15 protein-coding genes are annotated in these 20,419 nt (G+C 43.1%); 7 read left to right on the top strand and 8 right to left on the bottom strand.

Annotation, left to right across the window (positions count from 1 at the left end):
- Positions 1-308 precede the first annotated feature (308 nt).
- The 3 genes from ACQKCG_RS08120 to ACQKCG_RS08130 all read right to left on the bottom strand — a co-directional run bounded on the left by ACQKCG_RS08120 (position 309) and on the right by ACQKCG_RS08130 (position 3,929).
- Positions 309-1,154: an IclR family transcriptional regulator gene (locus ACQKCG_RS08120; protein ID WP_372887684.1), complete on the bottom strand. Its 846-nt coding sequence runs from the start codon at positions 1,152-1,154 to the stop codon at positions 309-311.
- Positions 1,155-1,380: 226 nt separating this feature from the next.
- Positions 1,381-2,646, bottom strand: a complete 1,266-nt coding sequence (locus ACQKCG_RS08125) for an MFS transporter (protein ID WP_372887682.1) — start codon at positions 2,644-2,646, stop codon at positions 1,381-1,383.
- Between the two features lie 128 nt (positions 2,647-2,774).
- The gene (locus ACQKCG_RS08130; RefSeq protein WP_404693822.1) at positions 2,775-3,929 is read right to left on the bottom strand and encodes an acyl-CoA dehydrogenase family protein; all 1,155 of its coding nucleotides are present in this window, start codon (positions 3,927-3,929) and stop codon (positions 2,775-2,777) included.
- 377 nt (positions 3,930-4,306) lie between these two features.
- On the opposite strand from ACQKCG_RS08130, the gene ACQKCG_RS08135 reads away from it, so the two are divergent.
- The 7 genes from ACQKCG_RS08135 (at position 4,307) to ACQKCG_RS08165 (ending at position 12,761) form a co-directional block, all read left to right on the top strand.
- Positions 4,307-5,083 (top strand): enoyl-CoA hydratase, encoded by a 777-nt coding sequence (locus ACQKCG_RS08135; protein ID WP_372887621.1) that lies wholly within the window; start codon positions 4,307-4,309, stop codon positions 5,081-5,083.
- 131 nt (positions 5,084-5,214) lie between these two features.
- On the top strand, positions 5,215-6,810 hold the full coding sequence (locus tag ACQKCG_RS08140; RefSeq protein WP_372887619.1) for a 3-hydroxyacyl-CoA dehydrogenase: 1,596 nt from the start codon (positions 5,215-5,217) through the stop codon (positions 6,808-6,810).
- A gap of 73 nt (positions 6,811-6,883) precedes the next feature.
- A complete protein-coding gene (locus ACQKCG_RS08145) occupies positions 6,884-8,086 on the top strand; it encodes a 3-oxoadipyl-CoA thiolase (RefSeq protein ID WP_427550781.1) in 1,203 nt (400 codons plus the stop codon).
- A 169-nt stretch (positions 8,087-8,255) separates the two neighbouring features.
- Positions 8,256-9,944, top strand: coding sequence for a fatty acid--CoA ligase (locus ACQKCG_RS08150; RefSeq protein WP_427550782.1), 1,689 nt, complete (start codon positions 8,256-8,258; stop codon positions 9,942-9,944).
- A 167-nt stretch (positions 9,945-10,111) separates the two neighbouring features.
- The gene (locus tag ACQKCG_RS08155; protein WP_404693818.1) at positions 10,112-10,591 is read left to right on the top strand and encodes an acyl-CoA thioesterase; all 480 of its coding nucleotides are present in this window, start codon (positions 10,112-10,114) and stop codon (positions 10,589-10,591) included.
- Between the two features lie 204 nt (positions 10,592-10,795).
- Entirely contained in the window at positions 10,796-11,791 is a 996-nt protein-coding gene (locus tag ACQKCG_RS08160) for a hypothetical protein (protein WP_427550785.1), read from the top strand.
- A 142-nt stretch (positions 11,792-11,933) separates the two neighbouring features.
- Positions 11,934-12,761 (top strand): hypothetical protein, encoded by an 828-nt coding sequence (locus tag ACQKCG_RS08165; protein ID WP_404693816.1) that lies wholly within the window; start codon positions 11,934-11,936, stop codon positions 12,759-12,761.
- A gap of 37 nt (positions 12,762-12,798) precedes the next feature.
- Here ACQKCG_RS08165 and ACQKCG_RS08170 read toward each other — a convergent pair whose 3' ends face one another.
- The 5 genes from ACQKCG_RS08170 to ACQKCG_RS08190 form a co-directional block, all read right to left on the bottom strand.
- Positions 12,799-13,794 carry a glycosyltransferase family 2 protein gene (locus ACQKCG_RS08170; RefSeq protein ID WP_404693815.1) on the bottom strand — a complete coding sequence of 332 codons (996 nt, stop codon included), beginning with the start codon at positions 13,792-13,794 and terminating at the stop codon, positions 12,799-12,801.
- 46 nt (positions 13,795-13,840) lie between these two features.
- Positions 13,841-15,142, bottom strand: coding sequence for a hypothetical protein (locus ACQKCG_RS08175; protein WP_404693814.1), 1,302 nt, complete (start codon positions 15,140-15,142; stop codon positions 13,841-13,843).
- A complete protein-coding gene (locus ACQKCG_RS08180; protein ID WP_404693813.1) occupies positions 15,142-16,446 on the bottom strand; it encodes a glycosyltransferase in 1,305 nt (434 codons plus the stop codon). Before ACQKCG_RS08180 ends, ACQKCG_RS08175 begins: the two co-directional genes overlap by 1 nt.
- 189 nt (positions 16,447-16,635) lie before the next feature.
- A complete protein-coding gene (locus tag ACQKCG_RS08185; protein ID WP_404693812.1) occupies positions 16,636-18,147 on the bottom strand; it encodes a glycosyltransferase family 2 protein in 1,512 nt (503 codons plus the stop codon).
- A 939-nt stretch (positions 18,148-19,086) separates the two neighbouring features.
- Entirely contained in the window at positions 19,087-20,412 is a 1,326-nt protein-coding gene (locus tag ACQKCG_RS08190) for a basic amino acid/polyamine antiporter (RefSeq protein ID WP_404693811.1), read from the bottom strand.
- Positions 20,413-20,419 lie beyond the last annotated feature (7 nt).

The following is a 20,419-nucleotide window of genomic DNA, read 5'->3' on the forward strand; positions in this document are numbered from 1 at the left end:
GACGTCTGCTTTGAATCGCTTTATGATTATGTTTGATGATCGTATAAGCAGGCATTTAATCTAAATGGCAGTTACACAGAATTCGGGATGGTCTCCTCAGCAGTGGTATGCATCTTACGAAGATGATCTCCTGTAATAAATAAGGAGTGAGCATCTTAATGCTTACTCCTTATCAAACAAGATTTGTGCTGCAATATGCATTTGACTGGTTTAGTTCGGAGGCTCTGATAATGTAGCATTAAATTTACTGAGCATTATCGAAAGATTTAATGCAACTTTAACTCTACCTTTTTAGTCGTTCAAAAAAACTAGCTAATATACAAATTACTCTCAATCATATTTTTCATATGCAGCAGGCGAGGGGCAATGTCCTCTTCTAACTTGGTACGACTCAGAATAAAACTGGGTGCACCGCAATTAAACGTAAGTAGACCCTCAGTAGGGTGCATCAACGCAATAGCAACCGCATTGACATCCTTTTGCCATTCACTAATTGAAAAACAATAGCCGTAATCTTCATAGTCTTGAAAGGCTTTATCTAATCCTCGTCTAATCTTTAGCCAATCATCTTTATACTTACTACGAATCGCATTAAGAATAAATTCCTGCTCAGCAGGTGGCATACTGGCCAAACAGGCTCTACCCATCGAACTTAAATGAATAGGCAGATAAGAGCCGATATTACGCTGCATGGTCGTCGTACCAGCACCTTGCACCACATTTAGATAGACCATCATCAATCGATCACGAGTAGCCATGGCAACGGCACTATTGGCATAGTCTGCCAACTCTTCCATATAAGGAGTTGCAAGGTTATTAATAGAGATATTAGTCATCATCGTATAACCAAAACTTAGTACCCCTGTCGAGAGCTGGTATTTACTGCTATTGGTCGATTGCTTTAAATATCCCAATTTGACCAATGTATAGGTCAGACGAGTGATGGTTCCTTTAGGAAGTCCTGTCAGCTGACTTAGATCTTGGTTGCCTAGATAAGGCCGCTGCGGGGTAAAACAACGCAGCAACTCTAACCCTCGAGCCAACGCGGTGACAAACTGTCTGTCGTTTTTATCTCTCATCTCTGCAATGGGTTCTAACAATTCAATATGCATCTCATTGCTAGTGTCTTCATCGGTAAGGGTATCATTAGTCATATGTCGTCTATTATCCCCAATCAAATTCATACAAGCGTTATAAAATCACAAAACTTTATTATTCATAGCATTCTGTGAGCTACTATCAGCTCACAGTTGCCCACTATCTCTTTAACCACATTATATCAATTTACTTTCACATTCTCATTCTCAGCATAGCATAATGAGAAACTATTGTTTCGCTATGCGGTATGAACGGTAGCAATAGTCGTTATAAGAGGTATGGTTAGGCTTGTTGTGGATCATATTGCTTTTCTTTAATGAACAAAGTAGGGATAAGACCACATAAGAAATATGCCCCTGCCATAAGTAATAAACCTGCGCCGATAGAGTTATGCATGGCCATATAACCAATGGCAACAGGAGCAATCACAGAGCCAAGCCGTCCAATATTAAATGCACCACCGATAGCAGTACCTCGGATAGCAGTAGGGAAACTTTCGGTTAGATAGGTGGCATTAATGGCATAGGGGATACCATATAAGAAACCAAAGGTGATCATTAACCAACCGATATTTTCTGGCGTGTGCATGTACACTAGAATAGGAATAAACAATGCAGTGCCCATCGTACCAAAGGCAAATACTATCTTACGTCCGATTTTATCAGCCATGAATCCAGCCACGACTTTGGCAAACATCATAGTCAGGTACGTTCCCGCCATATACAGTGCCATTTCTTTGAACTTGATACCCAATTCAGTTTCTAGATAAGAAGGTAGCCAGTTACTGACACCAAAATAGCCAAATAGTAAAAGTCCTGAACTCATTGACCATAGGATAAACATGATACGGTGTTTCGGATTTTCCATTATCGCTTTGTATGGGTTCTCTGCTTTTTTGAGTGTGTCTAGTGCGCCGCTCAGTTTTAATGCTCGAGCGTCTTTCCAAGACTGGGGTTCAGGTACTAAAAAGTACATTGATACTGCCAAAAGTATCGGCAAAAACGTTAGTAGATATAGTGTGCGCCAACCATAGCTAGGGATAATCCAAGCGGATACACTGGTGATAACCAATGAGCCTAAAGTAAATCCAGTCATTAATGCAGCAAGGACGGTGGTTCGATGCTTGGTAGGTACCATCTCTGACATAAGCGTATTGGTAGCGATATAAAGACTACCAAGACCCAAGCAGGCAATAACCCGTAGCGTGACAAACTGCTCATAGCTCTGCACCAATCCACTAAAACCAGATAATATAGAGAACATGCCAGTCGCAAGGACGATGACACGTACTCGGCCAAAGCGATCGCAAGCCCAACCACCAAAGAACCCACCGATTGCCATCCCAAATAAGGACCAACTGCCTAAAGCGCCAGCTTGTACATTGGTCAGTGCAAACTCTAGTTTTAGGCTGGATAAGGTAAAGGCAAGAATACCGATATCAGCCCCATCACATAATAAAACTAAGAAACAAAAAACAAAGGCCAGTTTCCAAGGTTGTTTTTGGGTGGATCTTATACTTGGATCTGCAGTTATAGCGACACTTTTCACAATTTATATCCTTAACGTTGTGAGAATGAAAAACTAATTTGATGCGTAGTGGTAAAAATAGAGGGAAACGGTATCAGCATCCTAGCAAATACCGCCGTGCATTTTGGTAGATGAAAAAGTGGTAGGGATTACTCGCTGGCTTCTTTAATCATATTGCGGGCAATGATGACTTGCTGAATTTGTGTGGTACCTTCATACAAACGATATAGACGTACATCACGATAAAACCGCTCAATACCGTAGTCTGCGATATAACCGGCACCGCCATGGATTTGTACCGCTCTATCAGCAACACGGCCACACATCTCAGTGGCAAACATTTTGGCGCATGAGGATTCGGTAACGACGTCTTTGCCTTCGTCACGCAGACGTGCAGCGTCTAGCACCATGGATTTGGCGGCATATATTTCTGCTTTTGAATCAGCGAGCATCCCTTGAATCAGCTGAAAGCTGGCAATTGGTTGACCAAATTGCTTACGCTCGACAGCATAGTTGAGCGCATCATTCAACATACGAGTGGCGGCTCCAGTACTGGCTGCTGCAATATGCAAGCGCCCTTTATCAAGAACTTTCATGGCCGTTTTAAAGCCAACCCCCTCAACACCGCCAATGAGTGCATCAGCTGGTACGACGCAATTATCAAAGATCACATCACAGGTATGTGCGCCTTTTTGGCCCATTTTTTTGTCAATTTTTCCTAAAGTAATACCAGGTGTGTCGCTTTCAACGATAAATGCCGAAATACCACCAGAGCGTTTGTTTTGTGGATCGGTGCGTGCCATAACAGTGAATATACCAGCCTGCGGGGCGTTGGTGATATAGCGCTTGGTACCATTGATGATATAAGTATCACCATCCTTAATAGCCGTTGTTTTCAATGAGGCGGCATCTGATCCTGACTCCGGCTCGGTCAAACAGAACGAACCGATGATTTCACCACTGGCCAACCGAGGTAGATACTTCTGCTTTTGTGCTTCAGTACCATCAATGACTAGGCCAGATGAGCCAATACCATTATTTGTCCCTATTAATGAGCGAAACGCAGGGGAGGTGCGTCCTAATTCAAATGCCAGTGTGACTTCTTCTTCCATAGTGACCCCAAGTCCGCCGTACTCTTCGGGTATGGTCAGTCCAAAAAGCCCTAATTCTCGCATTTGCTCAATGATCTCTTCTGGAAGGCGGTCATTTTCGGCAACCCAATGTTCCATAGGGACAAGTTGATCGTTGACGAAGTTACGAATGGTTTGTGTGATGTGGTCGAGGGTTTCTTTATCTCTAATCATGTGAATCTTCCTTGTTTGGTTAACCGCTATTGTTAGTAGTGGTCTTATGAGCATCCTGAGTGTTGAGAATCTTAGATTTTGATAACCAATATGAATAATACTGAACAACAATCTAATTGTCTTAGGCAAACAGCATAATCGATGAATTATTAAATTACAATAGTTTTGGTTTAAAAAACCGCATTGCGGTATTTATATAATTGAATATGGCTTTTTATTTTAAATTTATTCTAATTTATCAATTTTTTATGCTTCACAAACTAAAATAAACAGTATATATTGATATTAAATACCGCATAGCGATATTTAATATTCAAAATAAATGCTTTATTACGGTGTTTATACTTTATGCAAGAATGATGTTTAAGGAGTCGATCATGGAAGAGCCGCTCATTATTTGTGAGAAAAAAGGAGAGGGCGTGAGTCTCGTTAGACTTAATCGCCCCAAAGTGCGCAATGCACTAAACAGCGAGCTACGTCAACAAATGGCAGATTTGTTCATTCAACTAAATGATGACCCACAAACCAAAGCGATCGTCCTTACTGGTGGTGACAAGGTGTTTGCCGCTGGTGCGGATATCAACGATTTTTTGACTACTAGTACAGCGGATATGTACCTGCGTCATAGTGAGCGCTATTGGGAGGCCATTACTAACTGCCGAAAACCCATTATTGCTGCCGTCAATGGTTATGCGCTAGGCGGTGGCTGCGAGTTGGCCATGCATGCTGACATCATCATCGCAGGCAAGTCTGCCAAATTTGGTCAACCCGAAATCAAGATAGGACTCATGCCAGGTGCTGGCGGAACGCAGCGTTTGTTTCGCGCGATTGGCAAACATAAGGCCATGAAAATGGTACTAACGGGCGATATGATCAGCGCTGATGAGGCGGACACAATGGGGCTGGTATCTGAAGTCGTTGAAGATGAGGCTACTATCACACGCGCCATTGAGATTGCTGAGCAGCTATCACATTACTCTCCCATTGCCTTAGCGCAAATCAAAGAAGTGGCAAATCTAGGTGTTGATATGCCTTTAGAAGGTGCGTTGGCTCTAGAGCGTAAGGCTTTCCAGATTTTGTTCAATACTCACGACCAAAAAGAAGGCGCTAAAGCCTTCTTGGAAAAGCGTCCTGCAGAGTACAAAGGGCATTAATTCCTAGCCGCGTTAATTCATTAGCATGTGAATTCATAAGCACGTTAATTCAAAGCCACATTGTGATTGCTTTTGAAGCAAGTTATCACCTTTGAACCAAAATTTCATAGCAAACTATGTAGAGAGTTATTATGACTGTGAACACAATCGCCATTATTGGCACTGGTATTATGGGCATGGGTATTGCTCAAATTGCTGCTCAAGCTGGTATCCAAGTACTGTTATATGACGCCAAATCAGGCGCTGCTGAACAAGGACGACAATCCTTGCAAAGTACCCTTGAAAAACTCACTGCTAAAGGCAAGTTTACCGATGAGCAGCTACAGGATACTTTAAGTAATTTGACCGTACTACAGGAGCTTAGCCAAATTGCGACTGCTGAGATAGTGGTTGAAGCCATTATCGAAAATCTAGACATCAAAAAACAGCTTTTTGCCCAATTAGAAGGTGTGGTCACCGCCGATACTATTTTGGCAACCAATACCTCCTCCTTATCAGTGACCGCAATTGCTGCTGACTGTAATTATCCAGAGCGCGTGGCAGGATTTCACTTCTTCAATCCAGTCCCTTTGATGAAAATTGTAGAGGTCATTCCAGGTCTGTCTACTCAGCAATCAGTGGTTGACGTGCTCTCCGATTTGGCCAAACGTATGGGTCATCTAGGTGTGGTAGCAAAAGACACACCGGGTTTTATTGTCAATCATGGCGGTAGAGCGTACGGTACAGAAGCGTTAAAAATATTGGGTGAAGGCGTCGCAAGTTTTGAGCAAATCGACCGTATTTTGCGTGATGGTGCAGGGTTTCGTATGGGGCCATTCGAGCTGATGGATCTGACGGGCGTTGATGTGTCTCATCCTGTGATGGAGTCAATTTACAACCAGTTCTATCATGAGGCTCGTTATCGTCCGCATCCATTAACCCGTCAGATGCTGGTAGGCAAAAAGCTCGGCCGTAAGGTTGGTGAAGGTTTTTATCAATACACAGAAAATAAAAAACAAAAAGGTCAGAAACTACCAGTGGACGGCGCTCAAAATCAATCGTCCGAAGCGCTTGTATCTGATGCCACTATTAACTCAGTTTGGGTTGGCGCTGATCTGGCAGAAGATAAAACACAGTTAATTGACTACCTAAACACTTGTGACATCACTATTGATGACAACGCCAAGCCGAGTCCTGATAGTTTGGTGCTGCTCGCCATCTATGGTGAGGATACGACCAATGCTGCGATTCGCTATCAGGTCGATCCCAAGCAAGCGGTTGCTATTGATATGCTCACCGAACTCAAAAAGCATCGTACGTTGATGCCAAGTCTCATCACGCAAGAACAGTTTGTGGCGCAAGCTTATGCGTTGTTTAGTAGAAGCAAAGTTAATAAAGATTTGGATGGTAATAAGGCAGACACACAGGAAGCGGGCAGTGCTACCTTGATTACCGAAAGTACAGGCTTTGTGGCACAGCGTGTGATCGCTATGGTAATCAATCTTGGCTGTGACATTGCTATGCAAGGGATTGCTTCACCTGAGGACATCGATAATGCTGTCAAGCTTGGGCTAGGTTATCCGCATGGTCCTATCTCTTGGGGCGATCATCTTGGCGCCTCGCGTGTATTGCTTATTTTAGAGCGTATCTACGGGCTGACAGGTGACCCACGTTACCGTCCAAGCCCTTGGCTGCAGCGCCGTGCCAAGCTTGATGTGTCATTGTTTACTCAGCAAATCACTTACTAATTTGAACGACAAGATATGGTTATTAAACCATAAAACCATTATTCAGAATCAAAAAATACGACAAGGAAGCGTTATGTTAGATGCCTATATTTATGATGGATTAAGAAGTCCTTTTGGTCGATATGTTGGCGCATTAGCAACCGTACGTGCTGATGATTTGGTTGCCACTGTGATAAAAGCGCTGGTCGAAAAGCACCAACTATCTGCTGATATCTTTGATGAAGTGTTGCTAGGCAGCGCTAACCAAGCAGGTGAGGACTCTCGCAATATCGCTCGTAACGCGGCTTTGTTAGCAGGACTGGATGTAACAACCCCGGGTCAAACAGTAAACCGTCTATGTGCGTCAGGTCTGTCTACTGTTGTCGATGCTGCTCGCAGTATTACGTGTAATGAAGGGGATATTATTTTAGCAGGTGGGGTCGAGTCGATGACGCGTGCACCGTTTGTCTTTGCCAAGACAGAGCAGCCTTTTAGCCGTGACTTCAAAGTATTTGATACAACCATTGGTAGCCGTTTCCCCAACCCAAAAATTATTGAGCAGTTCGGCAGTGATACCATGCCGCAGACGGGCGATAATGTTGCGCAGAAGTATGGTATTACGCGAGAGGAAGCCGATAATTTTGCAGCCGCATCACAGGCCAAGTATCAAGCTGCCAAGCAAGCAGGGTTTTTTGACGATGAGATAACACCTATCACTGTATCCCAAGGTAAGAAATTGCCTGCAAAAGTAGTCATAGATGATGAGCATCCGCGTGCCAGCTCTAATATTGAAGCACTACAAAAGCTCAAACCGTTAAACAAAGATGGAATCGTCACCGCAGGTAATGCGTCTGGTATCAATGATGGTGCTGCCGCGCTTATCATTGGCTCAAAGCAAGCAGAAGAAAAGCTCGGCTTTAAGCCGATTGCCAAGATCTTGTCATCAGGTGCGATGGGTGTTGAACCCAATATTATGGGCGTGGGTCCTGTTGAAGCGATTAAGCTAGCACTAAAGCGTGCGGATCTGACCCTCGATGACATGTCTGTCATTGAGATTAATGAAGCATTTGCTTCTCAAGTGCTTGGCTGCCTTAAAGGGTTGGATATTGATTTTGATGATAAGCGTGTCAATCCCAATGGCGGAGCCATCGCGGTCGGGCATCCGCTTGGCGCATCTGGTGCAAGGATCGCTTTGAGTACGGCTAGAGAGTTACAGCGTACGGGCGGCAAATATGCCGTGGTCAGCCTGTGTATTGGTATTGGGCAAGGGCTTGCCATGGTGATAGAACGCGTCTGAGACTCAAAAGCACGCTCGCCCCATTACTGATTATAGTTGATTCAATTTAGAAGAGAGACAAGGCAACCGAGCGCAGATGTAACTGTGATACTTCAAGTGAGAGTAACGTTGTCACTCTTTTATAGAGGATTGACTATATTAAGGAAAATTTATTATCAAGGAAGATACCATGACAACCATACTCAACGAACACGATAATTACCATCAAGCCGAAGAAGCGTATGGGTTCCCGTTAATTATCAAACAGCTACTAAACCGCGCCAAAATCGCCTCTACCAACCAAACCATTAGCTATGCGGACAAAGTCACTTATACCTATGCTGAGTTTTTTAAACGTATTAATCGCTTGGCCAATGTATTAAGAAATATGGGCTTGCAGGCAGGTGATGTGGTCGCAGTCATGGACTGGGATAGTCATCGTTACCTTGAGGCATACTTTGCAGTACCAATGTCGGGCATGATTTTGCAAACCGTTAATGTCCGTCTGTCTGAAGAAAAAGTGCTATATACCGTCAACCATGCTGCACCAAAAGCCTTATTGTTGAATGCTGAATTTGCGCCGATGATTAAAGACTATCGTGACGATGCGCCTTCTATTGAGCATGTGATGTGGGCTGATGATGCAGAGGGTGACAAAGTAGGTGGTGAGAAAGCTGAGCTGCCAGACTATGTCGATGGCGAATATGAGGCGCTATTAGCCGCTGCTAGTGATGAGTTTGATTTTCCAGATTTCGATGAAAACACTATTGCTACGACATTCTATACCAGTGGTACGACAGGCGATCCAAAAGGGGTTTTCTTTACTCATCGCCAGATCGTACTACAGACGATGGCGAGTACCTTGGCGTCAGCCCTCAACGCCGAAGGTCAAGGCGCGCGCTACAACGATGTCTATATGCCAATGACGCCTTTGTTTCATGTACATGCGTGGTGCTGGCCGTATGGCGCTACCATGATAGGGCTCAAGCAAGTATATCCCGGGAGATATCTGGCACCAAAATTGGTTGACTTGATTGAGCAGCACAAGGTCACGCTGTCACATGGTGTCCCAGCAATACTACAGATGCTTCTCAAAGAAATGGCAGAGCGCGGTCGCAAATTTGAAGATCTTAAACTGTTACTAGGTGGCTCAAAACTTAACGAAGGCTTGGCAAAGGCAGCTATAGAGTGTGGCATAGAGTTTATGTCAGGGTTTGGTATGTCAGAATCGTGCCCTGTACTGTCTCGAGCAGTATTCGATGACAAAACAGAGTCAATGACGCTAGAGGATAACCTTAACTATCGTTGTCTGTCAGGTTCACCCATTATGCTAGTTTCGATGGAAATTTGGGATGAAAATGGTAAACCACAACCCATGGATGGCAAATCGACAGGCGAGCTTGTGATACGCGCGCCTTGGCTAACACAAAGTTATTTTAAAAATCCTGACGCAGGTAATGAGTTATGGAAAGGCGGCTGGATGCATACTCAAGACATCGCCTGCATGACCGCTGATGGCACGCTAAGCATTACAGACAGGCTCAAAGATGTCATTAAATCTGGCGGCGAATGGGTATCCTCGCTTGAGGTAGAAACCATTTTGTCCTTTCATCCGAGTGTGGCTGATATCGCGGTGATTGGTGTGCCAGATGAGCGTTGGGGCGAGCGTCCCTTGGCATTGATCGTGCTAAAACCAGACCATGTCGACACAAAAATGGAAGATATTTTGGCATTGGGTCATCAAGCAGTAGAGAGAGGTCATCTGCCAAAATACGGTGTGCCAAGTGAAGTGAGGTTTTTGTCAGACATGCCAAAAACCAGCGTCGGTAAACTCGATAAAAAACGCATGCGTTCGATGTACTCAGAAAATCTTATCTAGTCAAACAATCCGGTCACCATCAAATCGACTTTGACGAAAGTGAAAACTTGCATAAACCCTAGTGTTTGACTGAATGCTAGGGATGGGAGAGGTGTGTGAGTCACGAGCACCTTGAGTCACATTCATCATCTTTATAACAGAATCTGTCTAATAAAAAGAGAAAAACTATGGAAGCTGCGCCTACGTTCCCAGAAATACAAGAGATTGTCACAAGCGATGACAATCACCCATTGCATGACTTTACAGTTATCTACCCTCAGCAAGTGGAATGGGGTGATATGGACTCCTTTGGTCATGTCAATAATGTGGTTTATTACGAATATGCTCAAAACGCTCGTATCTACTACAACAGGCGGCTTGGTCTATTTAACGAACAGACGTCTTCGGTGATGGCAGCCTCATCATGTCGTTACCTCAAATCGGTTGCTTATCCTGATGAATTATGGATTGGCGTCAAGGTCAAAAAAATCGGTAATTCAAGTCTGATTCATGAATATACCTATTACAGTACGGTGCAGAAAACAGTCGTTGCAATCGGTGAGTCGGTGTTGGTATATCTTGATAAATTGAGTGGACAAAAAAAGCCTATCGATGAGTCACAAAAAGACGCGATTGCTGCGTTAGAGAATATTGACCAAGAAGCGTAACACCTAATATATCGGTCAAAGTACGATTGGGTTTTTTAATTGAACAGTAGTTATTAAGTAGAAGTTAATTTTCATCTAAAAGGATTATTTATTTTTATGGATTAAAGAAAACGTAGTAGCAATTGGGATTGATAAGGATATCAACATAGAATAGGGAATAGATGAATGATGCTTTATATAAAAAGGCTATCTGTAGGTTTTGCTATGGTTGTAACATGCGTATCTGCACAAGCAATCGATCTTGTGACGACAGGTGACACGACGTTGAGTATCGGTGGTTACATCAAAGCAGAAGGTGCTTTTAACTCTCCTGATGAAGGTGAGTCGGAATTTAAGGGTAATTTACGTCAGTCTCGTATCAATGTGAAGACGACCAAGTCGGTAAATGATAAAAAACTCACGGGGTTCATTGAAGGTGATTTTTATGGCGATTATGCCAAGGGTGGCTCAAATCTGCGCTTGCGTCATGCCTATGTACAGGTTGATGATTTGACAATTGGTAAGACTTGGAACGGTCAGTTTTTGGCAGTGGCGCCTCTTTCTACGGAGCAGCTTGACTTCTGGGGTACTGGTTTGGGCACGGCCTCTGGTGGTGGTTCTTATATTCGGCCAGATTTGACGTTGCACTATACTTATAAGGGGCTGCGTTTTACGGCGCAAGATCCTGTTTATGATAATGCGAGCTTACCTGATATGGTGGTCAGCTACAAAGATAAGATATCTAAATTTGATTATAACGTGGCTGTCACAGCTCGTGATGCTGAGAACGGAGATGGCTCAGATGTGGGTATCGGTGTTTCTTTAGCGGGCAAGCTGACATTGGGTAAAGATTCACTCCATGCGAGTATATATAATGGTAAAGGCATGGGTGCCTATTCTGCCATCTGTGTTGGCGGGCCACTAATTATGAATGGCGGCGTAGACTGTGATGCCGAGGATGGGAAGCTTATCTCGCAAACTGGCTATAGCGTAGGATATAAGCATCAATTTACCCAAAAGCTGCGTGGCAACTTGCGTTATGGTGAAGTAAATGTAGACGATGCGGCAGATACTTCTGCCAATGTAAAAAGCGCAAACCTTATCTATGAGTATCTACCAGATTTAGATTTGGGTATTGAGTGGAGAAATCAGGACGCAACGACATTCCCATGGATGCCAGCAGGTCAGCAAGTTGAAATAATGGCAAAATATGATTTTTGAGTTGAATAAGTAAGAGGTCGGAGGTCGCAGACTTTTATTAAGATAAGGCTTTATCCTTGCATAATAGGGGTAAAGCTTTTTCTATAAAAATCGTTAATAATGCTAAAGTAGCAATCAAAAGTTTAAACTAACTAAGGTTGCTATGTCTAATACAGAGTCCAATACAAAAAAACCAATACTTAAACAAAGTATCGTGCTGTCAGAGAATAGCAAATATACATTTGATAATATAAGCACAGCGAAGTCTGCTTTCTTAACGCTACCAGTCGTTACACAGACGGCACTAGAGCAAGCTAAACGAGTCGTTCTAATTGCAAATAATCCTGCTGTCACCACGGCTCAGCTTGAGATGCTATTACAGCCCGATGATGTCTTGGTGTTATTTAATCACTTTATTCATGATGTTTTTTTTGCCTGCCATCAGTTAGCTAGTTCACTACCTAAGCTGTTGTTTTTTCGTCAAATTGGTGACAGTAAACTGCATTTTGGCCTACCGCCTAGAAGCAATCATATATCAGTGATGGAGCAAATGGCAGAGACCGCCCCGTTAGGGGTATTGACGAGCAACCAGCCTTATCAGTTTCCAACATTAGCTGATGACCCAAGTCCTAATGACGATCCTGTCACTACTCCTCGCATCTTAGATATTCCTTCGAGCATGAAAAAACTATTATCAAGCCCTACCTACCATAGTGTGCTATCAGAGCATCATGAAGTTGTTGCTGACTATCCATGCTTTACCGATATTCATTCGTCAGCACCCTCGTCAGGTTTTCTATTGTATCGGCTGATGCTGGCAGCTCGAGCATACTTACACCATATTCAAAACACGAAACTACCGTTAGAAATAGTAATGATCGGTTTCAATGACAATGATAAAACTGCTCATTTTTGGCATGGTCATAACTGGGATTTTGAACGTCAGGAAATGAATCGACCACCCACAGGGGTAACTATTCATCAGTACTAAAATATTGATTAACTAAGCTATGTTTAGCTAGAAGTAGTTAAACATAGGGAGCGTCTGGACAATGAGCGCGCTTTATCTCTTTATCGCTAGGCTCTCGTCGTACGGCTATCAGTGATGACTGTTCTTCGGTCCAATCAATCAGATCCATATCGGAAAACTGTGACAGCCATCCTGTCATGGGCCAACAGTGCCATTTTTGATAGAAGCGATTGGCATTGACAATGATACTGTCCAGATGATTGAGTGGTGGCCGGTAGACACTGTGCTGCTGATGATAAGCGATATCAGCAGTGAGGTAAAAATCGATACCTAATCGATGTGCTGTAAAGGAAAAATCGGTATCCTCTGCACCATAACCTGTATATTGGGTGTCAAAACCACCAATTTTATCAAAAGTCTGGCGATTGATAGCGAAGCATAGGCTCCAAAATGCACCGTAATCATCAGTTTGTTTGATAGCTGTTTGCTCTGTTTCAGTAGGATATGAGTCAGCTTCATCAAAATTATAACGATAAGGGTTATATACAGACAGCTCGTCTAAAAGAGAGACAGGCAGATGGTTAATTTTTAATTGTGCATTTTCTTCTACTGACAAAGGTCGCGTTAGATAGCGTGGTTGACCCATTAAAAGCGCATTAGGATATTGCAGAAGCTTCTTATACATTTGCTCAATAAACGTAGGCGCTACGATACAATCGACATCCAAAAAAATCAGCATATCGTGAGTTGCCTGCAACGCTCCAAGATTGCGATTATGTCCGATATCAAACTCTGTAGTTGTAGTATCGTCACCATCATTCACAGCTGATTTAACCGTAGTCGGTAACTTCACGATATTTAATGAAAATTCAGCTAACTGATTGGGGTCAGCGTCGTCGTTGACGATAATGACTTCGGCTGGCTTTACACTACTATGTTCTAGACTACTGAGTAGGTTGTAGAGATGACGATTACGACCATAGCAGGTCGTAATGACGGTCATCGGTACAGTATCAGAAGTCGTACTCGCGTTACTCGTTGGCTGAGTGGTCATCGCTTGTCTTTACCTCGTTATAGTGCTGCCTGTTATTTTTAATCAGTCAGTCTTTAATTGTTGATTTAGGTGTTAAGTTGAGACGAGGGAGTAACCAGTTTTCAAACCAAAGCTTAGTTGTAGGATAATCAGTGGTGCTATGCATAAACGCTTGAGCAGCTGTTAGCATAGCTATGTTGGTTTCCTCGCTGCTATCTTCCTCACTGTTATTTTTTTCAATGCTATCAACTGAAGTAGTGGGGTGTGATTTATTTCGGCCATGAATGGTTTGGGCAATAGATTCAGGTTGATCATCATTGACGCGCATTAAGGTTTTAAACTGCTGCCAATTTAGCGCTTTATTTTGAGTGACTAACGCTTCAGCCATGACGGCTTGTTCATTATGTGGTCTGTCATCAGGCACTACTATGAGCGGCGTATCATAATGATACGCTTGCGCGACAGCGTTTAGGCCACAAGCTATCATTAGATAATCGCTATGACAAATAAATGGTGTGACGTCATCTACCTCAGCTGAGACATCGACATAACATCGCTTGTCATCGTCTATAGGCCCGAGAGAGATAATTAACGCATTGGGTAGCAGTGAGCGCAATTCCGGTAGTTTTTCGTCAATCGCTTTATGTCCACCATAGCCTTTAATAACGGTGATAATAGGTGTTGTAGTTTCGGACTTGTCTATTAATTTAGCCTCGATAGATAGTAGGTTTGTAGATTTAAGAGTAGAAGTTTCGCTATTAGCGCTTAATTTTGCCAAAATATCTATAAAGCTCTCATAAGTACATGACTCAGCTTTTTGAGAGTAGATAAAGTCAAGATAGAGCGTTTTATTACAGACCCACTCAGATGTCTGGGTAGACTCTAATGCTTTAGGATAAGGAGCTAGTAAGGCAAGCGCGCCAGCAAAAGCACCTATATGTGGCGCATCATCGCGAATACCTGGAAGCCTAACGTAAAGGTAAGGGACGCTTGCCGCACGGCAGAGCATTGCCACCTCAACGCTGACATCGATAATCATTAGATCGATCTTACATTGAAAGATAGTATCTAGTATTTGGTGACTGCGTTTTTGAATGTCGCCATTGCCTACGGGCGAGTAATGTAGGCTGGCTGGTTGCCAATATTCTCCTGCACGACCTGCTAGTATGTCATCGGGGCGTTCATCTTCTGCATTTAAGCGTACGATTTGTTGTTCATCAATAGCGGTAAAACGATAGCTATCTGCATCTAAGCTCGTAAATACCGTTAATTGTGCTCTTGCGTCATTAGGTAGCAACGCAGCCAGTTTGTCTGCCTGTCGGCAGTGTCCTGAGCCATGATGATGAGCATAATATCCGATACGAATCATTACGATCCCTCAGAAAAGCTAACAAGATCATTATCAGTTTCAACTGGCGCTTGAATGGCTTGATTAAAAAACTGCAGGGATTCTTTTGTTAAATCAGACAGCCCATAGCTGTTGATGCTGTTGATATAACTTTCTGAATTATCTTCTATCAACACCGTTCTATTTTTTAACGCTGCTTTATACAATGCCAGATAGCCGTCTACCATGGCCGATACTGAACAAAACTGTAAAGCACGGTCACGGCAGGCTTGGCGTGATATGTTTTTAATCGTAGAAAAACCATGGATAAAGGCGGCTTTGTCTTTTTTAGGTACGATGACTCCTGTCTCTGGAGTAATAATTTCTGCACTGGCTCCAGCATCGAAACCAATTACTGGTGTGCCACATGCCAGACTCTCAGCTAAGGTCAATCCGTATGGCTCGTCCCAAGTACTGGTAAATAGCATGGCAGTTGCTTGGCACAAGTAATTGTTAATCTCGCCCTTGGTGACATGACCTACGTAACTGAATAGTTTGTCATCGCCACTCTTACTGTCTTTAAATAATAAAGGGGCTACTTTTTGATTGAAGTAGTCTTCGTTGCTTTTAGGTCCTGCAATGATAAGTTTTTTTCCAGCTTCCATGCAGTACCGCATGGCTAAATGAGTGCCTTTTTCAGGGCAAATACGTCCATACCAAAAATATACCTCGTCATCGCTACCATTAGTATTATTAAGCGATTCTGTATTGGCAATAAAGGATTCGACATCGATGCCGTTATACACCACTTGTGAAGGGACAAACTCAGCGAATAACTGCTGTTGGTGCTTACTAATCGCTGTAAATTGAGTGGTTGTACCAGAGCGCAGTGTTAAAAGCGCCAAACGTAACTGTGGAAAAATAGGTGTATGAAAAGTGGTAAAAAACCTTTCGCCAAACGCTTGGCCTGTCATCATCGGAATATGATGCAGACTGTGGTTATGTACGATATCAATTTCACCGCGCTCATCACGTTCGATAATATCTCGTAAGGCTATCTGATAAGTGAGATATTGGTACATCTCTTCACGGCCCATGGCGACCGTTTCATGCTCATTATCATAGACCATCTTACTAAACTCATGACGCGTCAATAATGGCACCAACGTTGCTTTCGTCTCGCTATCTTTATGAGCGTAAAGCAATACCTCATGGCCTTGCGCCACCAACTCATCACAAATCAATTGGGTAATCATTTCTAGACCACCTGCGTAAGGCTGGGCAATGGGATACAGTGAATGTGCGATAATGGCAATACGTAGCGGTGAATTCGAAGACCTAATCATGTTTTTGAGACCTTTATAGTTATAAGCATCATGGCTATAAGTGTTATGGTTAGTAGAGTGGTGTATAGGGAACCTAGTATAGAAACGATAAAAGACAATAAAATGACCTTGGTTCAAAATTGGCTTATATAATCGCAAGTTTTTGCGAATCGATATGCCTATAAGCACTAATTTTATAAGTACTGAATTTTATGAATCGATGGTTTTTTTATCTTTAAATAAAGATGTCGCATAAGATGTCGTGATAGTCGTCTTTTTTTCATGGGCTACCTTTAAAGTCTGTTTTAGAACCTTACTCATACTTGGTATGTCTGCTCGAGCATCAGAGAAATTATCCATTGCTACTTTGGCGGCGCTTAGTTTGAGAACACAGACTGCTGCTGCACAGATAAATAGTACTGGTGAGTAGAGCGATGAAAACGGTGCTACAACTAGAGCTGTAATGATATTTAGCACCAACAGCAGTTTTGGTAACGCTGCTATATTCTTAAGGAATAATGACTGACGGCTTTGGATATAGTTTTGTTTTGGCGTACAGACAAAAGGTTTCTCTCGTCCCCACAGCACCGGAAGCCATGATAAGGCACCAATCTCCCAAAAATTTAAGTGCATCAACCATGCACGTATTTTTCTACCAAAACGTGGCTGATGGTTGTCATCTACTTGTTGATTGAGAGGCGATTGATCACGGCAATATGCCGATAAACGTCTAAGGATAAAAAATGCATAGCCTGCATAAACCACATATAGAGGGATAAGCATCGACACGTTAGCGTTATTTACCAAAAGCATATCAACCATTACCAGTAATGAGCAGATATGCAAAAGGGTAAAGAACCCTGTGAAATTTACCCAAGCACTCAGCTGAGACAGATGAGCGCGTATATAGGCTAGACGTTCTCTCATACTTTTGGATTGCGAGATATGTTGAACTGGAGAGTTGTACGGGACTGACAAGTAATCCGTGAGCACTTGCATATTGCCGTAGATCCAGCGTCGGCGTTGACATATTAGGTCATCTAGTGTGTTAGGTAGTAAACCTGTGGCAATGACTTCTGGCACAAACTGACTGCGAAAACCTTGTCGATGCATAAGCACGCCCATCTGAGCATCTTCAGTGATAGAAGCGCCTGACCAGCCTCCTATGCTCAAAAGGTCTGAGCGTCGAATGACTGCGTAAGTACCCGTTGATAAGGCGCGATTGCGATTAAAAGGACGATACAGATGATGATTGAAATAGTGATTCAACTCGCTATGCGCATCTAGCTGTCCTTCATTACGATAAAACTGCGGAAACTGCAGTAGGGTATGCTCAGGATATTGGGCGATAGCCTGCATAATAGAGGCTCTAGCATGTGGTAACGCTTGGTAATCACTATCGACCACTACAATGTGACTACAGTCTGGACTCATTAACCCAAGTGCCAAGTTCAAAGCACCCGCTTTAAATCCTTCGACACGATCAATATGATAAAAATGAACATTCAACTCAGCGTCTAGGCTTTGGCAAAATGCTGCTAACGGCTCATATAACGACGTCTCTTTATTATTATTATCGATAATTAATATCTCGTCACACGCTTTTTTTACTGCTAATAACGACTTTATCGTGGCAATAACCAACTCTGGAGGCTCAGCTCGCGTCATCAATTGGAAACTGAGTGTTGCGCTAGTTAGAGCTTCTTGTGTGTTAGCAGTCATGTCTGGTCCTTATGCAGGTACAACAAGTAAAATCGTGTAAGGGGCTGGCGTGCTTGTAAGAAAAGACGGCTCTCTTAATCAGCTGGTTGATACCAATGAATACTAATACAAAATTGAGTAATAATTTAGTCGATAATTGTTTATTATGAATTAACTGTGTAAGTCTACGTAATGTGACATAAAAACTTAGTATTTTAATCGCGTAAAAATAGGGCGTTTTTGAATTGAAAAAGGGTAGGTAGCTATACTTTATTCTTGATTAAGGCAATTAGTAAAAAGATAAAACGAGGAAAGAGATGAGGATAAAAAAGCAGAAAGGTCTGCATCATTACGTTGAAGCACGACTGTAGTAAGACAGAAAAGCACGACTAAAATCGTAGTTAGCCTCAGAAGCTAACTACGTTAATAAGTTTGAGACTAGATTATTTATATTGACGATTAACTTCATACTTAGCTAGCCCTGACTAAATCAAACCAGCGCTAATTCTGTACTAAGCCAGTACTAAATGAGTGACACACCAGTTCCAGACAGCGTCGATAATTGGTGTTGATGACGAATTATTTTTGCGAACGAGATAATAATCTGGATCGACTGTTAGCGTTGACTCGCATAATAAATCAACTTTATCTATTCGGTCGCGGTTAAAGTCTGCAATAGATTAAATGGTTACTGGTACGCCAATGATTACCCTGAGATGATCGAGTTAGAGTCTCGGCAATAAGATATATTTTTTTATAAAATTTTGAAGCTTTATTGACTAAGTTTCAACCGTGGCAAGAGGGGGATGAGGTGGTGATTTTTCCTTGCTAATACTTAATATTTGCGGTTGTTTATATGACTGGCTTTGCTCTGAAGCCTTGATCACCACTAAAAAAGGTCCAAAAAATGATGATTTTTTGGACCTTTTACATTATTAAAATAGCTATCGATCAGCTAGATTATGTTAACTGCTGACGCGATTGATAGCGGCTGTAATAAAAAATCGCTAAGCCAGGTATATACAGCAGCAAGGACAACAGCAAGTTATCCACGCCAGCAGCATAAATTAGCCAGATACCATAGACACTCGCGCCCAGACCGATGGCTTTGATGCTCCAGCGTTCTGATTGTGCAAATGATACTTTGACCAAATACGCCCCGACTAAAAAGTAAGGAATCAAAATCATCGAGGTGGAGATAATCACCAAGGTGTTATAGCCTTTACCGGTCAAAAAGATCATCAGTAAGCACAGCTGCACGGTCAAACTGGTTAGTAGTAATGATGCCGTTGGCGTGCCTTGTGCGTTTTGCTTGGTAAATATACGTGGAAACGCATTGTACTTCGCCGCGGTAAACGGCACTTCAGCCGAGTAGAGAATCCAGCTCAGGTAAGATGCTAATACCGAGATGATAAGACCAATACTGATAACCCATTTACCCACGTCGCCCGTCATCTGCGCCATGATGCCAGCCATTGATGGGTTGCTAAGCGCTGCCACATCCACACGGCTCATGACCCCGAGAGAGAGCAGGGTAATGGCAACATACAGTACCAGTGCACACAACACCCCGATATAAGTAGCGCGGCCAATATCAGCGCGTTTCTTGGCACGCTGTGATAAGACAATCGCGCCCTCGATACCCGTAAATACCCATAGGGTGATCAGCATTGTCCCTTTGACCTGCTCCATAAATGGCACGTCCAAAGTCGTTCCCGCGCGGTCGGCGTTAAAAGTCTTCATATCAAAGGCATAATAGGCAAACACAATAAAAGCAATGAGCGGTAAGCTTTTTGCCAAGGTCGCCAGCAAGTTGATAAAGGCCGCTTGCTTGACGCCGCGCAGTACCAAATAATGTACCAGCCATAAGATGATAGATTCACCGACTAGCGCCCACAGCGTGTTGCCTTCACCAAAAACAATACTGGTTGGTGTATCAATAAAGCTACCCAGCGCGGCAAACGCCACGACCAAGTAACCGACCACACCAATCGTCGCACACAGCCAGTAACCCCATGCCGAAAAGAAGCCTGCCAAATCGCCAAACCCTGTTTTAGCATAGGTATAAATACCGCCATCCAGTTCAGGCTTGAGGCGTGACAAATGCAAAAAGCAGCCCGCGAGGAACAAAATACCTACGCCGGTGATGATCCATGCGGTAATGATGGCGTTCACGCCTGCCACTTCGGCCATGTTTTGCGGTAGGCTAAAAATACCCGCACCGACCATCGAGCTAAACACGATGGCAGTGAGCATGGTTAGCCCAATTTTTTGTCCATTTTGCATCGTGCGA

The sequence above is a fragment of the Psychrobacter sp. NPDC078929 genome, assembly GCF_050267985.1.
Taxonomy (GTDB): Bacteria; Pseudomonadota; Gammaproteobacteria; order Pseudomonadales; family Moraxellaceae; genus Psychrobacter.

What these genes read in the sequence shown, in the direction of transcription:
- ACQKCG_RS08120 (WP_372887684.1), bottom strand. Translation starts at nt 1,154, where the DNA reads ATGACTAATGATACCCTTACCGATGAAGACACTAGCAATGAGATGCAT.
- ACQKCG_RS08130 (WP_404693822.1), bottom strand. Translation starts at nt 3,929, where the DNA reads ATGATTAGAGATAAAGAAACCCTCGACCACATCACACAAACCATTCGT.
- ACQKCG_RS08135 (WP_372887621.1), top strand. Translation starts at nt 4,307, where the DNA reads ATGGAAGAGCCGCTCATTATTTGTGAGAAAAAAGGAGAGGGCGTGAGT.
- ACQKCG_RS08140 (WP_372887619.1), top strand. Translation starts at nt 5,215, where the DNA reads ATGACTGTGAACACAATCGCCATTATTGGCACTGGTATTATGGGCATG.
- ACQKCG_RS08145 (WP_427550781.1), top strand. Translation starts at nt 6,884, where the DNA reads ATGTTAGATGCCTATATTTATGATGGATTAAGAAGTCCTTTTGGTCGA.
- ACQKCG_RS08150 (WP_427550782.1), top strand. Translation starts at nt 8,256, where the DNA reads ATGACAACCATACTCAACGAACACGATAATTACCATCAAGCCGAAGAA.
- ACQKCG_RS08155 (WP_404693818.1), top strand. Translation starts at nt 10,112, where the DNA reads ATGGAAGCTGCGCCTACGTTCCCAGAAATACAAGAGATTGTCACAAGC.
- ACQKCG_RS08160 (WP_427550785.1), top strand. Translation starts at nt 10,796, where the DNA reads ATGGTTGTAACATGCGTATCTGCACAAGCAATCGATCTTGTGACGACA.
- ACQKCG_RS08165 (WP_404693816.1), top strand. Translation starts at nt 11,934, where the DNA reads ATGTCTAATACAGAGTCCAATACAAAAAAACCAATACTTAAACAAAGT.
- ACQKCG_RS08170 (WP_404693815.1), bottom strand. Translation starts at nt 13,794, where the DNA reads ATGACCACTCAGCCAACGAGTAACGCGAGTACGACTTCTGATACTGTA.
- ACQKCG_RS08175 (WP_404693814.1), bottom strand. Translation starts at nt 15,142, where the DNA reads ATGATTCGTATCGGATATTATGCTCATCATCATGGCTCAGGACACTGC.
- ACQKCG_RS08180 (WP_404693813.1), bottom strand. Translation starts at nt 16,446, where the DNA reads ATGATTAGGTCTTCGAATTCACCGCTACGTATTGCCATTATCGCACAT.
- ACQKCG_RS08185 (WP_404693812.1), bottom strand. Translation starts at nt 18,147, where the DNA reads ATGACTGCTAACACACAAGAAGCTCTAACTAGCGCAACACTCAGTTTC.
- ACQKCG_RS08190 (WP_404693811.1), bottom strand. Translation starts at nt 20,412, where the DNA reads ATGCAAAATGGACAAAAAATTGGGCTAACCATGCTCACTGCCATCGTG.